The sequence below is a fragment of the Agrobacterium tumefaciens genome (genome assembly GCF_013318015.2).
In the GTDB taxonomy this organism is placed as follows: domain Bacteria; phylum Pseudomonadota; class Alphaproteobacteria; order Rhizobiales; family Rhizobiaceae; genus Agrobacterium; species Agrobacterium tumefaciens.
In genome coordinates, this window is the sequence record NZ_CP115842.1 from 1,666,068 (window position 1) to 1,685,476 (window position 19,409).

Annotated in this window: 17 protein-coding genes; 14 read left to right on the plus strand and 3 right to left on the minus strand. The window is 59.6% G+C overall.

Annotated features, from left to right (window positions below):
- Positions 1–111 precede the first annotated feature (111 nt).
- From G6L97_RS21045 to G6L97_RS21065, 5 genes are all read left to right on the plus strand, one after another.
- Complete coding sequence (locus G6L97_RS21045; RefSeq protein ID WP_065687416.1) at positions 112–1,062, plus strand: ABC transporter permease; 951 nt, start codon at positions 112–114, stop codon at positions 1,060–1,062.
- Positions 1,059–1,880 (plus strand): ABC transporter permease, encoded by an 822-nt coding sequence (locus tag G6L97_RS21050; RefSeq protein WP_035200162.1) that lies wholly within the window; start codon positions 1,059–1,061, stop codon positions 1,878–1,880. Before G6L97_RS21045 ends, G6L97_RS21050 begins: the two co-directional genes overlap by 4 nt.
- Positions 1,881–1,933: 53 nt before the next feature.
- The gene (locus tag G6L97_RS21055) at positions 1,934–3,331 is read left to right on the plus strand and encodes an amidase (protein ID WP_035200163.1); all 1,398 of its coding nucleotides are present in this window, start codon (positions 1,934–1,936) and stop codon (positions 3,329–3,331) included.
- Between the two features lie 95 nt (positions 3,332–3,426).
- Positions 3,427–3,993 (plus strand): DJ-1/PfpI family protein, encoded by a 567-nt coding sequence (locus tag G6L97_RS21060; RefSeq protein ID WP_065687415.1) that lies wholly within the window; start codon positions 3,427–3,429, stop codon positions 3,991–3,993.
- Positions 3,994–4,064: 71 nt separating this feature from the next.
- Positions 4,065–4,415, plus strand: a complete 351-nt coding sequence (locus tag G6L97_RS21065) for a ribbon-helix-helix domain-containing protein (RefSeq protein ID WP_003518088.1) — start codon at positions 4,065–4,067, stop codon at positions 4,413–4,415.
- Between the two features lie 36 nt (positions 4,416–4,451).
- On the opposite strand, the gene G6L97_RS21070 is transcribed toward G6L97_RS21065, so the two are convergent.
- The 3 genes from G6L97_RS21070 to G6L97_RS21080 all read right to left on the minus strand — a co-directional run bounded on the left by G6L97_RS21070 (position 4,452) and on the right by G6L97_RS21080 (position 8,161).
- Positions 4,452–5,372 (minus strand): ABC transporter permease, encoded by a 921-nt coding sequence (locus tag G6L97_RS21070; protein WP_013762302.1) that lies wholly within the window; start codon positions 5,370–5,372, stop codon positions 4,452–4,454.
- Positions 5,365–6,375, minus strand: a complete 1,011-nt coding sequence (locus G6L97_RS21075) for an ABC transporter permease (RefSeq protein WP_003518086.1) — start codon at positions 6,373–6,375, stop codon at positions 5,365–5,367. Before G6L97_RS21075 ends, G6L97_RS21070 begins: the two co-directional genes overlap by 8 nt.
- A gap of 76 nt (positions 6,376–6,451) precedes the next feature.
- Positions 6,452–8,161 carry a peptide ABC transporter substrate-binding protein gene (locus G6L97_RS21080; RefSeq protein WP_065687414.1) on the minus strand — a complete coding sequence of 570 codons (1,710 nt, stop codon included), beginning with the start codon at positions 8,159–8,161 and terminating at the stop codon, positions 6,452–6,454.
- A gap of 305 nt (positions 8,162–8,466) precedes the next feature.
- Between G6L97_RS21080 and G6L97_RS21085 the strand changes: the two genes are divergently transcribed.
- From G6L97_RS21085 to G6L97_RS21125, 9 genes are all read left to right on the plus strand, one after another.
- Positions 8,467–9,630 carry a M20 aminoacylase family protein gene (locus G6L97_RS21085; protein WP_065687413.1) on the plus strand — a complete coding sequence of 388 codons (1,164 nt, stop codon included), beginning with the start codon at positions 8,467–8,469 and terminating at the stop codon, positions 9,628–9,630.
- A gap of 48 nt (positions 9,631–9,678) precedes the next feature.
- Complete coding sequence (locus tag G6L97_RS21090; RefSeq protein WP_065687412.1) at positions 9,679–11,529, plus strand: ABC transporter ATP-binding protein; 1,851 nt, start codon at positions 9,679–9,681, stop codon at positions 11,527–11,529.
- Between the two features lie 261 nt (positions 11,530–11,790).
- Complete coding sequence (locus G6L97_RS21095) at positions 11,791–12,744, plus strand: sugar-binding transcriptional regulator (protein ID WP_003518080.1); 954 nt, start codon at positions 11,791–11,793, stop codon at positions 12,742–12,744.
- 143 nt (positions 12,745–12,887) lie between these two features.
- The gene (locus G6L97_RS21100) at positions 12,888–14,201 is read left to right on the plus strand and encodes an ABC transporter substrate-binding protein (RefSeq protein WP_174003668.1); all 1,314 of its coding nucleotides are present in this window, start codon (positions 12,888–12,890) and stop codon (positions 14,199–14,201) included.
- A gap of 172 nt (positions 14,202–14,373) precedes the next feature.
- On the plus strand, positions 14,374–15,246 hold the full coding sequence (locus G6L97_RS21105) for a carbohydrate ABC transporter permease (protein WP_013761441.1): 873 nt from the start codon (positions 14,374–14,376) through the stop codon (positions 15,244–15,246).
- A 12-nt stretch (positions 15,247–15,258) separates the two neighbouring features.
- The gene (locus tag G6L97_RS21110; protein WP_003510506.1) at positions 15,259–16,083 is read left to right on the plus strand and encodes a carbohydrate ABC transporter permease; all 825 of its coding nucleotides are present in this window, start codon (positions 15,259–15,261) and stop codon (positions 16,081–16,083) included.
- A 12-nt stretch (positions 16,084–16,095) separates the two neighbouring features.
- Positions 16,096–17,094: an ABC transporter ATP-binding protein gene (locus tag G6L97_RS21115; RefSeq protein ID WP_013761442.1), complete on the plus strand. Its 999-nt coding sequence runs from the start codon at positions 16,096–16,098 to the stop codon at positions 17,092–17,094.
- 91 nt (positions 17,095–17,185) lie between these two features.
- On the plus strand, positions 17,186–18,670 hold the full coding sequence (locus tag G6L97_RS21120) for a mannitol dehydrogenase family protein (RefSeq protein ID WP_065688477.1): 1,485 nt from the start codon (positions 17,186–17,188) through the stop codon (positions 18,668–18,670).
- Positions 18,671–18,676: 6 nt separating this feature from the next.
- On the plus strand, positions 18,677–19,396 hold the full coding sequence (locus G6L97_RS21125; protein ID WP_065688478.1) for an HAD family hydrolase: 720 nt from the start codon (positions 18,677–18,679) through the stop codon (positions 19,394–19,396).
- The last annotated feature ends 13 nt before the right edge of the window (positions 19,397–19,409 follow it).

Below are 19,409 nucleotides of genomic sequence, written 5' to 3' on the forward strand. Positions count from 1 at the left end.
CTTCGGCTGGATCCCTGTGACAAGCACAGGGGTGAGGGAAGAGTGTGCGGGGATGACAATAAATCCATCCGCCACATCCCGAAACGAAACAACGCAAGGAAAGAATGCCAGATGTTAGCCGTTCTCGTCCGGCGCCTTGCAAGCCTCATCGTCACGTTGTTTGCGGTGTCGCTCATCATCTACATCATCATGGGGCTGTTGCCGGGTGATCCGGCGGCCATCATGCTCGGCACGTCGGCGAGCCCGGATACGCTTCTCGCGCTGCAAATGCAGATGGGTCTCGATCAGCCCTTGCCATTGCGTTACATCCACTGGCTTGCAGGCGTATTCCGGGGTGATCTCGGACAATCCTATACCTACGGCGTGCCGGTAGCGGGGCTTATTGTCGAGCGGCTTGCCGTCACCCTGCCGCTTGCGCTGCTCGCGGTCTGCCTGTCGGTCGCCATCGCCATTCCGCTCGGCGTCGCGGCAGCGAGAAGCCGAAACGGGCCGGTGGATTTCGCAGCCGGGCTGTTTTCCCATGTCGGCATTGCCGTTCCCGGTTTCTGGGTCGGGCTGCTGCTCATCATCGTCTTTTCCACCACGCTCGGCTGGATGCCATCAGGCGGTTTTCCCGGCTGGCGTCCGAGTTTTTCTGCCGGATTTATCGCGCTTGTGCTTCCAGCCATCGCGCTTGCGCTGTCGCAGGCAGGCGTCCTCACCCGCGTCTGCCGCTCGGCAGTACTTGAGGTAATGAACGAGGATTTCGTGCGCACCGCCCGCGCCAAGGGGCTGAGCGAGCGGGTAGCGCTGTGGCGACATGCGGTGCCGAACGCCATGATCCCCGTTGTCACCATGATCGGCCTGCAATTCACCTTCCTGATTGCCGGGGCAGTGCTGGTGGAGAATGTCTTCAACCTGCCGGGCCTCGGGCGGCTTGCCTATCAGGCGTTGACCCAGCGGGATATCGTCGTCATGCAGTCCGTCGTGCTGTTCTTCTCGGCGCTTGTCATCGTCATGAATTTTCTGGTCGATATCGCCTATCTCTTTATCGATCCAAGACTGCGGGCAGGTGCACGATGATGCGACTGATCCGCCGCCGCCCCGCTTTCGTCCTTGGCATCGCTGTCACTCTCTTTCTTGTCGCGGTTGCCCTGCTTTCGCTGGTCTGGACGCCGGTTTCTCCGACGAAGATACAGATTGCCCAGAAGCTGAAATCGCCCTTTGCCTATGGCGGGCTTGGCACCGACCATTTTGGCCGCGATGTGCTGTCCATGCTGATGGCGGGGGCATGGAATTCGCTCTCCACCTCCATCGCCGCCGTTGCCATCGGCGCGCTCATTGGCACGGCGCTTGGCGTATCGGTCGCGGCACTGCGCGGTTTCACCGAAACCCTGGTGATGCGCGCCTGCGATATCATCTTCGCCGTACCGCCGATTTTGTCGGCCATGATGCTCGGCGCGTTCATCGGTACGGGGCGGTTCACCGCCATCATCGCCATTGCCACCTTCATGGTGCCGGTCTTTGCGCGGCTGACGCTGGGTGCGGCCTTGCAGATATGGTCGCGGGAATATGTCACCGCCGCCACCAGCATCGGCCAGAACCGCGCCAAGATCACGCTGTTTCATATCGTGCCGAATATTTCCAACCAGATCATCGTGCAGGTGACCATCCAGCTCGGCCTTGCCATCCTTACCGAAGCGGGACTCTCATTCCTCGGTCTCGGCATGCCGCCGCCGGCTGCCACCTGGGGGCGGATGCTGGCCGATGCGCAGACCTATCTAGGTGCTGCACCCTGGCTTGCCATCACGCCCGGCCTTGCCATTGCGCTCGCGGTCTTCGGCCTCAATCTGCTTGGCGATGGCCTGCGCGACCTGCTGGACCCACGCGATACCAGCTGACCGCTTCAAGCCGATATCGCCCATATTATCTGTTTTCTGACGAGACGAAGCTTATGACCGATCTCATACACCTCAACACGCTCGAAATCCTGGCGCTTTACGGGCAAAAGAAGCTGTCGCCATCGGAATATTGGCAGGCGGTAGAGGCCCGTATCGACGCATTCGAGCCCACGGTGAACGCGCTTTACGCCTATGATCCCGAGGATGCCCGCAAGCAGGCGCTGGCCTCAACGACGCGCTGGCAAAAAGGTGAAACGCTCGGGCCCCTCGATGGGATTCCGGTGTCGCTGAAGGAATTGATCGCCACTAAAGGCCAGCCGGTTCCGCTTGGCACCAAAGCGGTGGAACTGGTGCCGGCCCTGGAAGACGCGCCGGTTGCGGCCCGCTGCCGCGAGGACGGCGCCATCATTTACGCCAAAACCACCTGCCCGGATTACGGCATGTTGTCATCGGGCCTTTCCAGTTTTCACAAGCTCAGCCGCAACCCGTGGGACCCGACACAGAACCCCGGCGGCTCCAGTGCCGGCGCGGCTTCTGCCGGTGCTGCGGGTTACGGCACCCTGCATATCGGCACGGATATTGGCGGCTCGGTGCGGCTACCGGCGGGGTGGACGGGGCTGTTCGGCTTCAAGCCCAGCCAGGGCCGCATACCCGTCGATCCCTATTATACCGGCCGCTGCGCCGGACCGATGACCCGCACCGTCGTCGACGCCGCCTATGCCATGGCCACGCTTTCCCGCCCGGACTGGCGCGACGGCACCGCGCTGCCGCCCAACAATATCAACTGGATGGACCTCGATATCGACGTAAAGGGCCTGAGGATCGGCCTGATGCTGGATGCCGGCTGCGGCTTGGCCCTGGACGATGAGGTGCGGGATGCTGTTGTGGCGTCCGCAAAGCTGTTCGAGGATGCAGGTGCCATCGTGGTCCCGGTCGAGCCGGTGCTGTCTCGGGACATGCTTGATGGGCTGGATGATTTCTGGCGGGCGAAATTCTGGGGCGATATGGCGGCGCTGAGTGACGAACGACGCGCGGCGATCCTTCCCTATATTCACGAATGGGCGCAGAAGGGCGCTGATGTTTCCGGCGCGCGGGCCGTTTTCGGTTTCAACCAGACCATGGAAATGCGCAAAGCCTGCGGGCGGTTGATGCAGTCGGTTGATGTGGTGATTTCACCCGTCAATCCCATCGTCTCCTATCCGGCCGACTGGGCCTCGCCCACCAACGACCCCGAGCGACCCTTCGAACATATCGCCTTCACCGTCCCTTGGAATATGTCGGAACAGCCAGCATCCTCGATCAATTGCGGTTTCTCGAAATCCGGGATGCCGATCGGCTTGCAGATCGTCGGCCCGCGTTACGCGGATCTGCTCGTGCTCAAGCTTTCCAAGGCCTTCGAGGATTGGGGCGGCGGTGTTCGGCGCTGGCCGGAGCCGCCCAAAGCGCGCTGATCGCGTCTTTATCGGCCCTGTAGTATAGCCATAATACCCGCTTCTCCACCCCTCCTGTTACGGTGCCCCGGGCATTCAAAACGGGAGGAGCAAGCATGCCGAAGAAGATTTTGATGATCACCGGCGATTTCGCCGAGGACTACGAGACCATGGTGCCGTTCCAGACGCTGCTTGCGGTTGGTCACACGGTGCATGCCGTCTGCCCCGGCAAGAAGGCTGGCCAGACGATCGCGACCGCGATCCATGATTTCGAGGGCGACCAGACCTATTCAGAAAAACGCGGCCATAATTTCGCGCTCAACGCAACTTTTGCCGATATCAAGGTCGCGGATTACGACGCGCTGGTCATTCCGGGTGGTCGCGCGCCGGAATATCTGCGGCTGAATGCGGATGTGCTTGCCGCCGTGAAGCATTTCTTCGAGGCTGACAAGCCGGTCGCGGCCGTCTGCCACGGTGCCCAATTGCTGGCGGCTGCGGGTGTCCTCAAGGGCCGCACCTGCTCGGCCTATCCGGCCTGCCGCCCCGAGGTGGAACTGGCGGGCGGTACCTATGCCGATATCGCCATCGATGTGGCGGTTACCGACGGCAAGCTGGTGACGGCGCCCGCATGGCCGGCGCATCCGGCATGGCTTTCGCAATTCATGGCGGTGCTCGGCAGATAAGGCCGGCGGAATGGGGCTTTTGCCGGTCCCGTTTCCCGTCTATCTTCTGCAGCTTGCTGAGGGAGGACACAATGTGCAAGCTTTTCATCAAGGCAGACCCGACGCTTTGGGAAAGCCATACCCGGTCTTTGCGGATCGATGGCATGGTCACCAGTGTCAGACTTGAAAACTTCTTCTGGACGACTCTGGACGAGATTTCACGCCGCGATGGCATGAACAGCGCGCAGCTCATTGCCAAGCTTTATAATGAATCGATCGATGCCGGGCATGATCTCGGCAACTTCACCTCGTTTCTACGAGTCTGCTGCGGGCGTTATCTGGCCTTGCAGCTTTCCGGCGATATTCCGGCGCGCAGCGACATTCCGATTGCTGCGCTGGATGCAGACAGCATTCTCGACGCGGAAAAGATGAATTATCACTGAGGTAAAGGGAAGGGCGCAGCCACCGCGCCCTTCGCCTCAGCTCTTAAGCGCCCTTGGATCAAGCGCATCGCGCACGGCATCGCCGATATAGTTGACGCTCAGAACCGTCAGCGAGATTGCCAGTCCAGGCCACAGCACGCGCGAGGGCGTCAGCTGCAGGAAGTTGGCGCCATCGAACAACAGTCGTCCCCAGGTCGGAAAGTCGGACGGAAAACCGAGGCCGAGGAAGGACAGCGCCGATTCCGTGATGATGGCCGAGGCGATGCCGAGCGTGGCTGAGACCATGATCGAACTCAACACATTCGGCAGGATATGGCGCAGGATAATGCGGTATTCGCGCATGCCGCTCGATTTCGCCGCCATGATAAACTCCTGGCTTTTGATCGTCAGCACGTCGCCGCGCACGATGCGTGCGGTATGCATCCAGCTGGTTACCCCGATCACGAAGACGATGAGGATGAAGATACCGGTTTCCGGCCCGAAGGCGGCACGCAGCGTATCACGGAACAGCATGAGAATGACGAGCAGCAGCGGCAGCAGCGGCAGGGCCAGGAACAGGTCCGTCAGCCGCATCAGCGGCCCGTCAAGCCTTCGGAAATAGCCTGACAGCACCCCCACCAGCGTGCCGAGAAACAGCGCCAGCAGCATGGCGGTGATGCCGACGGCAAGCGAGATGCGCCCGCCCGCCAGCACCTGCGCCAGCATGTCCTTGCCCAGATTGTCGGTGCCGAAGGGATGCGCCAGCGACGGCCACTGGTTGCGTTCCTTCACATTGATGGCATTGGGCGCGACAGTGTGGATATAGGGCCCGACATAGACCGCAAGCAAAATAAAGATGAAAACGAACAGGCCTGCCACGCCGCCCTTGTGGACCCGGAACTGTTTCCAGATATCGGCAAGTGCCGATTGCACAGGCGTGGCGGCAACGGCTGGTGCTGCGAGGGTGGCGTCAGTCATAGCGGATCCTCGGGTCGAGAATGCCGTAAAGCACGTCGGCAATCAGGTTGAAGAGCACGATAAGCACCGCGAAAATGAAGGTCAGCGTCTGCACCAGCGGAATATCCGCACCCTGAACGGCGGTGATCAGCAATTGGCCAAGCCCGTTCACACGGAAAATCTGTTCGGTAATGATGGCGCCGGAAAAGATCGTCGGCACGCCGAGTGCGATGACGGTGACGACGGGTATAAGGCTGTTGCGCAGGACGTGAACGAGCAGAACGGATTTTTCCTTCACGCCCTTGGCACGCGCGGTGCGTACATAGTCCTGATGGAGATTGTCCAGCATGGAGGCGCGCACGAAACGGCTGATCTGCGAGACGTTGTAGAGGGTCAGCACCAGAACCGGCATGAACATCTGTTTGATCTGTGCCACGAGGCTTCCCCAGTCAGTCACCTGCAGATTGGTGTCGTAGACGGAAGGGAACCATTGCAGATACGAGCTGAAGATGACGACCAGCAGCACGCCGGTGAAGAAGGTGGGAACCGAATAACCCACCATCGAGACGAAGGTGCCGATCTGATCGAAGATCGAATATTGTTTGTAGGCGGAAATGACGCCGATCGGGATCGCCAGAAGCGCGCCGAAGAGATAGGCAAGGCCGACGACCCAAAGCGTTTGCGGCATGCGCTGGATGACAAGATCGACCACCGGGCTGCGCGTTGCCCAGGACAGCACACGCATGCGGCTGCCGTCGCCGATCTGCCAGCCTGTCAGCTTCTCGAACAGGTTCAGCGGTTCATTGATGAAGAACTGCTGCAGCCACAGCATGTAACGGATGAAGAAGGGCTGGTCGAGACCGAGCGAGGCGCGGATCTGCTCGCGCACTTCGGGCGGAATGGTCAGCGGCAGGTCGCCGGTCGGATCATTCGGCGCCAGATCGAGTAGGGCGAAGATGACGAAGCTGATGACGAGCAACGTCGGTACGGCAAAGGCAAGCCGCCGGAGCGTAAAGGTAAACATCGGAAAGTCTCCAGACCGTCAGGGTCTCGCAAAACGAGCGCGGTCCCCCCGTCAGGGGCGACCGCGCATTTGCGGGTTACTTCTTGCGGGACCAGTCCGCGACGTTCCAGAGTTCCGAATCCCAGGCGTTCATGCGAACGCCTTCGAGTGTCAACGAATGCGAGGAGACGCTGCCGCGATGGATGAGCGGAATATGCGCGCCTTCTTCGGTCAGCATATCGTTCAGCTGCTTGGAAATCTCACCGCGCTTGGCAGGGTCTGCGGTCTTGGAGAGTTCGCCCACCAGCTTGTCGAATTCCGGGTTGCAATAACGCGGAATGTTCTGGCCCTGCCAGCCGTTAGCCGGAGCCGGGATCTTGTCGCATAGCCATTCCGCCAGATATTTTTCCGGGTCGGTACCGTCGAAATTGTTGGTGTACATTTCAACATCGGCGAAAAATTTCTGGAAGGTGTCGGGGCTTGCCGGATCGCCGCCGAAGAAGACGGAGGCGCTGACATTGCGCAGTTCGGAAGCAACGCCAATCTGCGACCACATGTCCTTCACCAGTTCCTGCGTGGCCTGGCGAACGGAGTTTGTGGAGGTCTGGTACAGGAAGGACAGTTTCACACCGTTCTTGGCGCGGATGCCGTCGGCGCCCTTTACCCAGCCCGCATCATCCAGCAGCTTGTTTGCGCCTTCCAGATTCTGTTTCAGGCACCAGCTGTCATTCTTGGTCGAAGCGACGGCTTCCGGAGCCGGCACGATATTGCAGGTCGGCTTGCCTGCCTCGCCGTAACCTGCCTCATCGATAATATCGCGGTCGATGGCAAGCGAGAGCGCGCGGCGCACGGCCGGGTCGGAAAGGGCCGGATGCGGGCCGCCTTCCTTGGTGGAGCGCTTGTCACCCAGCGCAGGATCGGCGTTGTACCAGTTGAGATTGATACGCTCGACCTGCGTGCCGAAGGCAGTTTCCAGCTTGCCCTTGCCGGCAGCTACCATGGTGGCCAGAATTTCCGGCTCCACCTGCATGTTCCAGGCGTAGTCGAATTCGCCGGTTTCAAGAACGGCGCGTGCAGCGGAAGCTGCATCGCCGCCGCCCTTCAGGGTAGCCGTGGCGAAGGCGGGCTTGGCCGGATCGCGATAATTGGGGTTGGCCACGAAGCTGATGACGTCGTTCGGCTTGAAATCCTTGACCACGAAGGGGCCGGTGCCGATGGGGCCGAAATTGGCGGATGTGCAGCCGGGAGCCGCAGCGCCGACGCATTTTTCAAACTGTTTCTTCTGGATGACAGGCGATTGTGCGCCAACAAATGCGGAATAGGGGTAGGGCTTCGGTTCGTTGAAGCTGATCTTGATGGTGTGGGCGTCGACCGCCTCGACGTTCTTCACGCCCTCATATTGTGCCGCCTGCGCGCAGCCGCCGTCCGGTGCGATGCAATATTTCCAGGTGAAGATGACGTCGTCAGCGGTAAAGGGCGTGCCATCAGACCATTTGACGTCGCTCTTCAGTTTCCACGTCATGCTGAGCAGATCTTTCGCGATGCCGCCATTGTCGACCGTCGGAATTTCGCTCACCAGCATCGGCACCAGCTCGCCTTTTTCGTCGTAGCGCGCCAGCGGCTCGATCACCATGGACGAGCTGTAGACTTCCTTCGTGCCAGCGGACAGATATGGGTTGAGTGTCGATACAGCCTGCCAGAAAAGAATTTTCAGTTCGCCGTCACTGCCACGCTCGGCATGGGCGGCAGAGCCTGCCATGGCCAAGGCCGCCACCGTGCTGGCAAAGAGAACGCTGCGCTTCTTCATTGTGATTTTCCCCTTTGAAGATTTTATCTGTTTGAATGTTTGACGCTTTTCCTCAACGTCATTTGCAAGTCTTTTGTTTTAAGTGTTTGACTTTGCTAACGAATATTCTTCCGTTCCCAGTGATGCTATTGTCAGTTTTTTTGAAATGCAAGCCCCAAACTCTGATTGATGAACAAAATTTGAGCCGATTGGCTTCGGGCCTATTTTTCACTCATCTAGCGAAATTCATACTTGCAAAAGCAGAAATTCCAAACGCAATATGCTTCCCGACAACCCGGCGGGGAACAAAAAAAGGAAAAATGGGAATGCCGATATTGAACCGTGTGGCCGAGATGCAGGAAGAAGTAGCCGGTTGGAGGCGCCACCTGCACGAGACGCCGGAGCTGCTCTACGACGTCTTCGAAACCTCGAAATTCGTGGCGGAGAAACTCAAATCCTTTGGATGCGATATCGTCGAAACCGGCATTGGCAAGACCGGCGTGGTGGGCATCATCAAGGGGCGGCACGGGGACGGCCCGACCATCGGTTTTCGCTCCGACATGGATGCGCTGCCGATCCTCGAAACCAGCGGCAAGCCTTGGGCTTCCAAGGTTCCGGGCAAGGCCCATTCGTGCGGCCATGACGGGCACACGGCCATGCTTTTGGGTGCGGCGCAATATCTGGCCGAGACCCGTAATTTCAAAGGGTCCGTGGCCGTCATCTTCCAGCCGGCTGAAGAGGGTGGCGCAGGGGCACTTGCCATGCTGAACGACGGCATGATGGAGAAATTCGGCATTTCCCAGGTCTATGGCATGCATAACGAGCCGGGCATTCCGGTCGGCAATTTCGCCATCCGCAAAGGTTCGACGATGGCGGCGGCGGATAGTTTCGAGATCGTCATTACCGGTAAGGGCAGCCATGCGGCGGCCCCCCATCTTTCCATCGATCCGGTTCTGACCTCGGCCTATATCATCATCGCCCTGCAATCCATCGTCTCGCGGGAAACGGACCCGTTGAAATCGCTGGTCGTCACCGTCGCCACTACCCACGGCGGCACAGCGGGCAATGTCATTCCCGGTTCGGTGACGCTGACCGGCACGGTGCGCACCCTGCTGCCGGAAACCCGCGATTTCGCCGAAAAACGGTTGAAGGAAGTGGCGACAGCCACCGCCATGGCGCATGGCGCGACGGCGGAGGTGAGATACGATCGCGGTTATCCCGTTACTTTCAACCACAATGACGAAACCGAATTCGCAACCAGCGTGGCGGCAGGTGTGGCAGGCGCAAACGCCGTCAACACCAATCCCAACCCGCATATGGGCGCGGAAGATTTTTCCTACATGCTGGAAGCACGCCCCGGCGCCTTCATCTTCATCGGTAACGGCGACACGGCCGGGCTGCACAATGCCGCCTATGACTTCAACGACGAGGCCCTGCCTTACGGCATCAGCTACTGGGTCTCGATGGCCGAAACCGCGCTTGCTGCGTAAGACATCCGGCGGCCTTCACGGCCGCCTTTCGCTTTTCAGGAGATCGGCATGCTTTTGGCGGCAACATCCATGGAACAGACCGGCGGTTCGGTAAGTCCGGTTCTTTCGGTTCAAAATCTGACCACGTCCTTCCGCGTTGATGGCGGCTGGAAATCGGTGGTCCGCAATATGAGTTTCGACATTGCGCCCCGCGAGACGGTGGCGATCGTTGGCGAAAGCGGCTCGGGCAAAAGCGTGACGTCGCTGTCGATCATGCGGCTTCTCGATAAGAAAACGAGCCGCATCGAGGGTAAGGTCATGCTCGGCGGGCGCGATTTGCTGGCACTTCCGGAAGAGGAGATGCGCAAGGTTCGTGGCAAGGACATTTCGATGATCTTCCAGGAGCCGATGACCAGCCTCAATCCGATCTTCCCGATCGGCAAGCAGATCGCCGAAGCGCTGACCGTGCACCAGGATATTTCCTCATCTGCTGCCAAGGCCGAAGTTGTCAGGCTTCTGGAAAAAGTCCGCATTCCCAATGCGAAGAACCGTTTCGACGACTATCCGCACCAGTTTTCCGGCGGCATGCGCCAGCGCGTGATGATTGCCATGGCGCTTGCGTCGAAGCCGAAGCTCCTGATTGCAGACGAGCCGACGACTGCGCTCGACGTGACCATTCAGGGCCAGATTCTCGACCTTATCAAGCAATTGCAGGAAGAGGAGGGCATGTCGGTCCTGTTCATCACCCATGATATGGGCGTGGTGGCGGAAGTGGCTGACCGCACCATCGTCATGTTCCGGGGCGACGTGGTGGAAACCGGCACGACGGACGATATCTTCCATCGCGGGAACCATCCCTATACGCGCGCCCTGCTTTCGGCGGTGCCGAAGCTCGGTTCGATGAAAGAGCGGGTGCTGCCCGCCCGCTTTCCGATCATCGATATCAAGACCGGCGAAAGCCAACCGGTCGAAGAGGTCAGGAACACGGTTTCCGGTGGTCGCACGCCCATTCTTTCGGTCCGGGACCTGACGACCCGCTTCGATATCCGCTCCGGTCTTCTCGGTCGCAAGTCCGGTGCCGTGCATGCGGTGGAGAAGGTCTCCTTCGATCTGGCTGAGGGCGAGACACTATCGCTGGTCGGTGAATCCGGCTGCGGCAAGTCCACCACCGGGCGGTCGATCACCCGGCTGATCGAACCGACCTCCGGTAACGTGACTCTCGACGGTTACGAGGTGATGAAACTCGACAAGACGACGCTGCGCACCATGCGCCGCAGCGTGCAGATGATCTTTCAGGACCCCTTCGCCAGTCTCGATCCGCGCATGAGCATCGGCACGGCGATCATGGAGCCCTTCATCGAACACCGGCTTGGACCGAAGGCGCAGGCGCGTGAAAAGGCGGCGGACCTGATGGAGAAGGTTGGCCTCAGCCCGGATATGATGCGGCGCTTCCCGCATGAGTTTTCCGGCGGCCAGCGCCAGCGCATCGCCATTGCCCGTTCGCTGATGCTTGACCCCAAGGTCATCGTTGCCGATGAAGCGGTGTCGGCGCTTGATGTCTCCATCAAGGCGCAGGTCTGTAACCTGCTGCTCGATCTGCAACAGAGCCTCAACCTCGCCTTCCTGTTCATTTCCCACGATATGGCTGTGGTGGAGCGTGTCAGCCATCGTGTCGCGGTGATGTATCTCGGCGAGATCGTCGAAATCGGCCCACGCGCCGCCGTCTTCGATAATCCGCAGCACCCCTATACGAAAAAGCTGATGTCCGCCGTTCCGGTGCCGGATCCGGCCCGGCGCCAGATCAGGCGCAACATAGCAACGGACGAGATCAAAAGCCCGATCCGTCCTGTGAACTATGTTCCGCCGCAACGCCATTACCGCGAGGTTTCGGCAGGGCATCTGGTGCAGGAAGCGGCTTGATATAGAGGAAACTGCGCAGGGATAGGTGCCTCTGTGTTCACGACGTCATCCTCGGTCTTGTGCCGAGGATCTGCCAATGTCTCGTAAATCGGTGCATTGCAGATGCTTGCGACAGGCCCGAGCATGACGGAGGAAATGTTTTGCATCTTCTTTAGAGGTGCCCGGTCCCGCCAAACGCTTCGCTCAGTCGCTGTGCCGTTTGACAGGCGGCCTGAAAAAATGCCAGCAAATGCTCGAGCATAATTCTTAGAGGGCGGCGGCATGGCCAGACGGAACGACGCACATGGACGGCTGGATGATGCGGCGCGTGCTGGTTGGCTTTATTATGTCGCGGGCCGCACGCAGGACGAGATCGCCGCTGCCATGGGCATATCCCGGCAATCGGCGCAGCGGCTGGTATCGCTGGCCGTTGCCGAGCGGTTGATCAAGGTCCGGCTCGATCATCCCATCGCCGCCTGTCTCGAAAAAGCGGAGCGGCTGAAGCAGAAATTCGACCTTAGATATATCGAGGTGGTGCCGAGCGATCCCGCTGGCGTTTCCTCCACGGTCGGCATTGCCGAGGCCGGCGCGGCGGAAATCGAGCGCTGGCTGAAAAATGCCGATCCCATCGTGCTTGCCATCGGCACCGGCCGTACGCTGAAGGCTGCTGTGGACCAACTGCCGCCGATGGAATGTCCGCAGCACCGCATCGTGTCACTGACAGGCAATATCGGGCCGGATGGATCGGCCGCCTATTACAACGTCATCTTCAGTATGGCCGATGCCATCAAGGCGCGGCATTTCCCGATGCCGCTGCCGGTTCTCTGCTCGTCTGCGGAAGAGCGGGAACTGCTGCACGACCAGTCCATGGTGCGCTCCACGCTGGCGCTGGGTGCAGCCGCCAATGTCACCTTCGTCGGCGTCGGCGAACTGGGAGAAAATGCACCGCTCTGCGTTGATGGTTTTCTCGGTGTCGACGAGATGAAGGCCCTGATGGCAAGCGGTGCGATCGGCGAAATCTGCGGCTGGATGTATGATGCCAACGGCCGCATTCTCGACCATTCCGTCAACGAGCGCGTCGCCTCCGTTCCCATTCCGTCCAGAGAGACCTGCACGGTCATCGGCATGGCGCAGGGCGCGCGCAAGAATGCCTCGATTCTCGCGGCACTGAGGGGTGGTCTTTTGAACGGCCTCATCACCGACGAAGCGACAAGTGAATATTTGCTCACACACTGAGCAAAAATTAATCCATTAAAATCAATAGTTTGATTTTTCCATGTGCGCCGCAGCACAGGATGTTGCTTGACTTTTTTCGGCTGCGGGTGAGTAAATGCCCCAGAGCAAAGCGAATGCTCATAAATTTCTTCTGGGAGGAAGATATGACATTGAAGACCATTTTGCTGGGCGCATGCTCGGCACTCGCCTTTCCGACCCTTGCTTCCGCCGAAACGCTGACCATCGCCACCGTCAACAACGGCGACATGATCCGCATGCAGGGTCTGACCTCCGACTTCACCACCAAGAACCCCGACATCAAGGTGGAATGGGTCACGCTTGAAGAAAACGTCCTGCGCGAGCGCGTGACGACCGATATCGCCACCAATGGCGGTCAGTACGACATCATGACCATCGGCAACTATGAAGTGCCGATCTGGGCCAAGCAGGGCTGGCTGCTGCCGCTCGAAAAGCTTGGCGACAAATACGACGTGGATGATATTCTGCCGGCGATCCGTGGTGGTCTTTCCAGCGAAGGCAAGCTTTATGCGGCGCCGTTCTACGGCGAATCCGCCATGATCATGTATCGCAAGGACCTGTTTGAAAAAGCCGGCCTGAAGATGCCTGAAAACCCGACCTGGGAATTCATCGGTGACGCTGCCCGCAAGATTACCGATCGCAAGGCGGATATCAACGGCATGTGCCTGCGCGGCAAGGCTGGCTGGGGCGAGAACATGGCCTTCATCAGCGCGCTCACCAACTCCTTTGGCGGCCGCTGGTTCGATGAGAACTGGAAGCCGCAGTTCGATCAGCCGGAATGGAAGAGTGCTCTTCAGTTCTACGTCGATCTGATGAAGGATGCCGGTCCGTCGGGTGCTTCCTCCAACGGCTTCAACGAAAACCTGACGCTGTTCCAGCAGGGCAAATGTGGCATGTGGATCGATGCCACGGTGGCTGCTTCCTTCGTTTCAAACCCGAAGGATTCGACCGTTGCCGACAAGGTCGGTTATGCGCTCTTCCCGACGCATGGCGAGCTGAAGAACCATGGCAACTGGTTGTGGTCCTGGAACCTTGCTATCCCGAAGAGCTCGCAGAAGGCGGATGCCGCCGAGAAGTTCATCTCCTGGGCAACAAGCAAGGAATATACCCAACTCGTCGCTGCCAAGGAAGGCTGGGCAAACGTGCCTCCGGGTACCCGCACCTCGCTTTACAAGAATGCTGACTATGAAAAAGCAGCCGCCTTCGCCAAGCCGACGCTTGCTGCGATGGATGCCGCCGATATCACCAAGCCGACCGTAAAGCCCGTGCCTTACACCGGCGGTCAGTTCGTGGCGATCCCTGAATTCCAGGCGCTCGGCACCACGGTCGGTCAGCTGTTCTCGGCGGTCGTTGCCGGCCAGTCCAGTGTCGACGATGCGCTTGCCAGCGCCCAGTCGACAGCGACGCGTGAAATGACCCGCGCCGGTTACATCAAGTAATCCTCCTGAAGATCGCTGTCCGGCGCCAATGCCGGGCAGCGAACCTTGGGGGCGCAAGCCGCGAGCTGCGCGGCGGCCTTTAAGCCTTTCAAATCAAAACTGGAATGAGCCGGTTCTTCCGGATATGCCGGGGGCATTTCGTGATGCCCGAGCCCATGGGGAGGTTAGTGCAATGGCAACACGAAACACGAGCGGTCTGGCGCGGGTTATGCTTGCGCCTTCGGTGCTGCTTTTGCTGGTGTGGATGATCGTGCCCCTGGCGATGACGCTGTGGTTTTCGTTCCAGAACTACAATCTGCTCAACCCTGCCAATGTCAGCTTTGCGGGCCTGTTCAATTACCAGTATTTCTATACCGATCCGGCCTTCTTCCAGTCGATCTTCAACACGCTTGCCATCGTCGGCGGCGTGCTTCTGATCACTGTCATCGGCGGTATTGCGATTGCGCTTCTGCTTGACCAGGACATCTTCGGTCAGGGCATTGTGCGCATCATGATCATCTCGCCCTTCTTCGTCATGCCGCCTGTTGCGGCGCTGGTGTGGAAGAACATGATCATGCATCCCGGTTACGGCGTGCTTGCCGATCTGTCGCGCTTCTTCGGCCTGCAGCCGGTCGACTGGTTCGCGCAGTTTCCGCTGCTCTCCATCATCATCATCGTCGCCTGGCAATGGCTGCCCTTTGCAACGCTGATCCTGCTCACCGCCCTGCAGTCGCTCGATGGCGAGCAGAAGGAAGCGGCCGAGATGGATGGCGCCAACTTCATCAACCGCTTCATCTACCTGACGCTGCCGCATCTTGCCCGCGCCATCACCGTCGTCATCCTCATCCAGACGATCTTCCTGCTCGGCGTTTACGCGGAAATCCTCGTCACCACCAATGGCGGCCCCGGCTACGCCTCGACCAACCTTGCCTTCCTCATCTATCGCACGGCGCTTCTGGGCTACGACGTCGGCGGCGCATCGGCCGGTGGCATCATCGCCGTCGTGCTCGCCAATATCGTCGCCATCTTCCTGATGCGCGCCGTCGGCAAGAACCTCGACCGTTAAGGAGAAGCGATCATGGCCCGCAAGACAACGACACGCGCAAAGATCGGCTTCACCATCGCGGCATGGGCCGTGGCGCTTTTGCTGTTCTTCCCGATCCTTTACGCCTTCCTCACGTCGATCAAGACCGAGCCGGAGGCGATCGCAGGCTTCAGCCTCATTCCCTCGGGCACGCTCGAAAACTACATCACCGTGCAGACCCAGCGCGATTACTTCAAGCCGTTCATGAACTCGGTCGTGCTGTCGCTCGGCTCGACGATCATCGCGCTCATGATCGCCATTCCCGCCGCCTGGGCCATGGCATTCTCGCCGACCAAACGCACCAAGGACATTTTGATGTGGATGCTCTCCACCAAGATGATGCCGGGGGTGGCGGTGCTGGTGCCGATCTACCTGATCTTCCGCAATGCCGGCCTGCTCGATACCCGCATTGGGCTGACCGTCATGCTCACCTTCATCAACCTGCCGATCGTGGTGTGGATGCTTTATACCTACTTCCGCGAAATCCCCGGCGAGATCCTGGAAGCAGCGCGCATGGATGGTGCCTCGCTCTGGAACGAGATCGTGCATGTACTGACACCAATGGCGGTTCCGGGTATTGCCTCGACGCTGCTCCTGAACGTCATTCTTGCCTGGAACGAATCTTTCTGGACCATCCGGCTGACGACCACCAATGCGGCACCGCTGACGGCCTTCATCGCCTCCTTCTCCTCACCGCAGGGGCTGTTCTGGGCCAAGCTCTCGGCCGCCTCGATGATGGCGATCGCCCCCATTCTCGTCATCGGCTGGTTCTCGCAGAAACAACTCGTGCGTGGCCTCACCTTTGGCGCCGTGAAATAAGGAACGACAATAATGGGCAGCATTTCCCTTCAGAACGTGTCCAAGCTCTTCGGCGAGGCAAAAGTCATCCCGTCGATCGATCTCGATATCCATGACGGCGAGTTCGTCGTCTTCGTCGGCCCGTCCGGCTGCGGCAAGTCAACGCTGCTGCGCCTGATTGCCGGGCTGGAAGACGTCTCCGGCGGCAGAATAGTCATCGACGGCAACGACGCCACCGAAAAGGCCCCGGCCGAGCGCGGCCTTGCCATGGTGTTCCAGTCCTATGCGCTTTATCCGCATATGAGCGTGCGCAACAACATCGCCTTCCCGCTGAAGATGGCCAAGCTCGACAAGGCCGTCATCGACAAGAAGGTCGACGATGCCGCCCGCATCCTCAACCTCACCGATTATCTCGAACGCCGGCCCTCGCAACTGTCCGGCGGCCAACGTCAGCGCGTGGCCATCGGCCGCGCCATCGTGCGCGAACCGAAGGCGTTCCTGTTTGACGAGCCGCTCTCCAACCTCGATGCGGCGCTGCGCGGCACCATGCGGCTGGAAATCTCCGAGCTGCACAACACGCTGAAGACGACGATGATCTACGTCACCCACGACCAGGTGGAAGCCATGACCATGGCCGACAAGATCGTTGTCCTCAACCGCGGCAATATCGAGCAGGTCGGCTCGCCGATGGAGCTTTACCGCTCGCCCGCCAACCTCTTCGTCGCCGGCTTCATCGGCTCGCCGCGCATGAACCTGGTGACCGGCGATTACGCCCGGCAAAAGGGTGCGACCACCGCCGGCGTGCGGCCCGAGCACCTGACGCTGTCGAAAGAAACCGGCCTGTGGCAGGGCAAGGTCACGGTTGCCGAACATCTCGGCTCCGACACCTTCCTCCACCTCGACGTCCCCGGCATCGGCCCCATCACCGCCAGAACCGACGGTGAATTCGAATGCAAACACGGCGATACCGTCTTCATCACACCAGATGATGCCAAAATCCACAGGTTCGATGACAAGGGCATCGCGATATGACGCGAAGACCGGAAGGCAAATCCGCGCTGCGTGCCGGGTACCTGTCATCCGGTCCTGGCACAAACAACGTTTCCCCTTCGAGGATCGTGACATGACATGCAAACTCTCCCTCGCCACGCTTGATGAAGCCAAAAAAACCGCGGCGATTCCGTCCTATTCCCGGGCCGATCTTTCCGCCGGAATCGTGCATTTCGGCGTCGGCAATTTCCACCGCGCCCATCAGGCGGTCTATCTGGACGACCTGTTCAACACCGGCGCGGACCACGACTTCGCCATCATTGGTGCGGGTGTACTGCCATCGGACGCGGTAATGCGCGAAAAACTTGCCGCACAGGATTTCCTGACCACGGTGGTAGAGCAGGACAATAATCGCACCGGTGCGCGCGTCACCGGGCCAATGATCGACATTCTGAAGGTTGGCGATACCCAAGGCATTATCGACACGCTCGCAGATCCGAAAATCCGAATTGTTTCGATGACGATTACCGAAGGCGGTTATTTCATCGATGCTTCCGGCTCCTTCAATCCGCAGCATCCCGCGATTGCCGAGGATGGCAGGAACCCGTCTTCCCCGAAAACCGTGTTCGGCCTTATCGTTGCCGGGCTGAAGGCGCGGCGCGACAAGGGGCTTTCACCCTTCACCGTCATGTCCTGCGACAACATTCCCCATAATGGCAAGGTCACCAAAAACGCGGTGGTCGGTCTCGCCGCCTTGTTCGATCCGGCCTTCGCCAACTGGATCGGCGACAACGTCGCTTTCCCCAATTCGATGGTCGACCGCATCACCCCCGCCACGGGAGAGCGCGAACGCAATATCGCCCGTGACGATTTCGGCATCGAGGACAATTGGCCGGTCTTCTGCGAAGAGTTCAAGCAATGGGTGATGGAGGATAATTTCCCGGCGGGCCGCCCGGCGCTCGAAACGGCGGGCGTTCAGTTCGTCAAGGATGTTGCGCCTTACGAGCACATGAAGATCCGCATCCTCAATGGCGGCCATGCGGCGATCGCCTATCCGGCAGCGCTGCTCGACATCCATTTCGTGCATGAGGCGATGGAGCATCCGCTGATCCGGGCGTTTCTGGCAAAGCTCGAAAAGGAAGAGATCATCCCGGTCATTCCGCCCGTACCCGATACCGATCTTGGCGAATATTTCGGCCTGATCGAACGGCGTTTCCTCAACCCGAAAATCGGCGATACCATTCCGCGCCTCGCGCAGGATGGCTCCAACCGCCAGCCGAAATTCATCCTGCCCTCCACCGCCGACCGTCTGGCGCGCGGTGAAGATATTGTCGGTCTGTCGCTGGTTTCAGCACTGTGGTGCCGTTATTTCTACGGCACCTCCGACAGCGGCAGGCAAATCACCTTCAACGACGCCAGCGCCGAGAGGCTACAGGCGGCAGCCACAAAGGCCAAGGACGACCCGATGGCCTTCCTTTCACTTGACGATATCTTCGGGGAGGTTGCCGAATCGGAGCTTTTCCGTAAACGCTTCTCTCATGCATTGACGACACTGTGGCACGAAGGCACGGCGAAGACCTTGCAGCTTTATCTGGATGACAAGCTGGCTGAAAAGTGACGTGAGATGCGAGACGGAACCGGACCTCTTCTGATTTTCGACTGCGACGGCGTTCTGGTCGACAGCGAGCCGGTCTCCATCTCGGTTCTTCTCGACATGCTCTCCCATCTTGGCGTGGAGATGGGGGAGGAAGAGGCCTACAACCGCTTTCTCGGTCGCAGCGTTGCCAGCATGACGACGACTTTGTTTGAGGAATACGGTATCGAGACCGACATCGATTTTCTCGAGCATATGCGCGCGACGCTGTTTGAGCGTTTCCGCACCGAGTTGCGTCCCATCGCCGGCATTGCCGAAACGCTGGACAGGCTGGTGGCCTTCAAACGCTGCGTTGCCTCCTCAAGTCAACCGGAACGCATCCGTTACTCGCTGGGGCTGACCGGTCTCATCGATAAATTTGAGCCGCATGTTTTCAGCGCCACCATGGTGAAGAACGGCAAGCCGGCACCCGACCTTTTCCTGCATGCGGCGAGGCTGATGGGCACTGATGCGCGTCAGTGCATCGTGATCGAGGACAGCCCGGCGGGCATTGCGGCGGCGAAGGCAGCCGGCATGGCGGTTTTTGCCTTCACCGGCGGCTCGCATGCGCGGTTTCCGGCATTTCGCGAAAAGATCGCGGAGCTCGGGGCCAATGCCACGTTTGACGCCATGGAAGATTTGGTTCAACTTGTCGGCGATTATATGGGGAAGGGCGGTTTTGACAGCCAGGTGGAACGTGACGCAGGCTGAAGGAAACCATGCC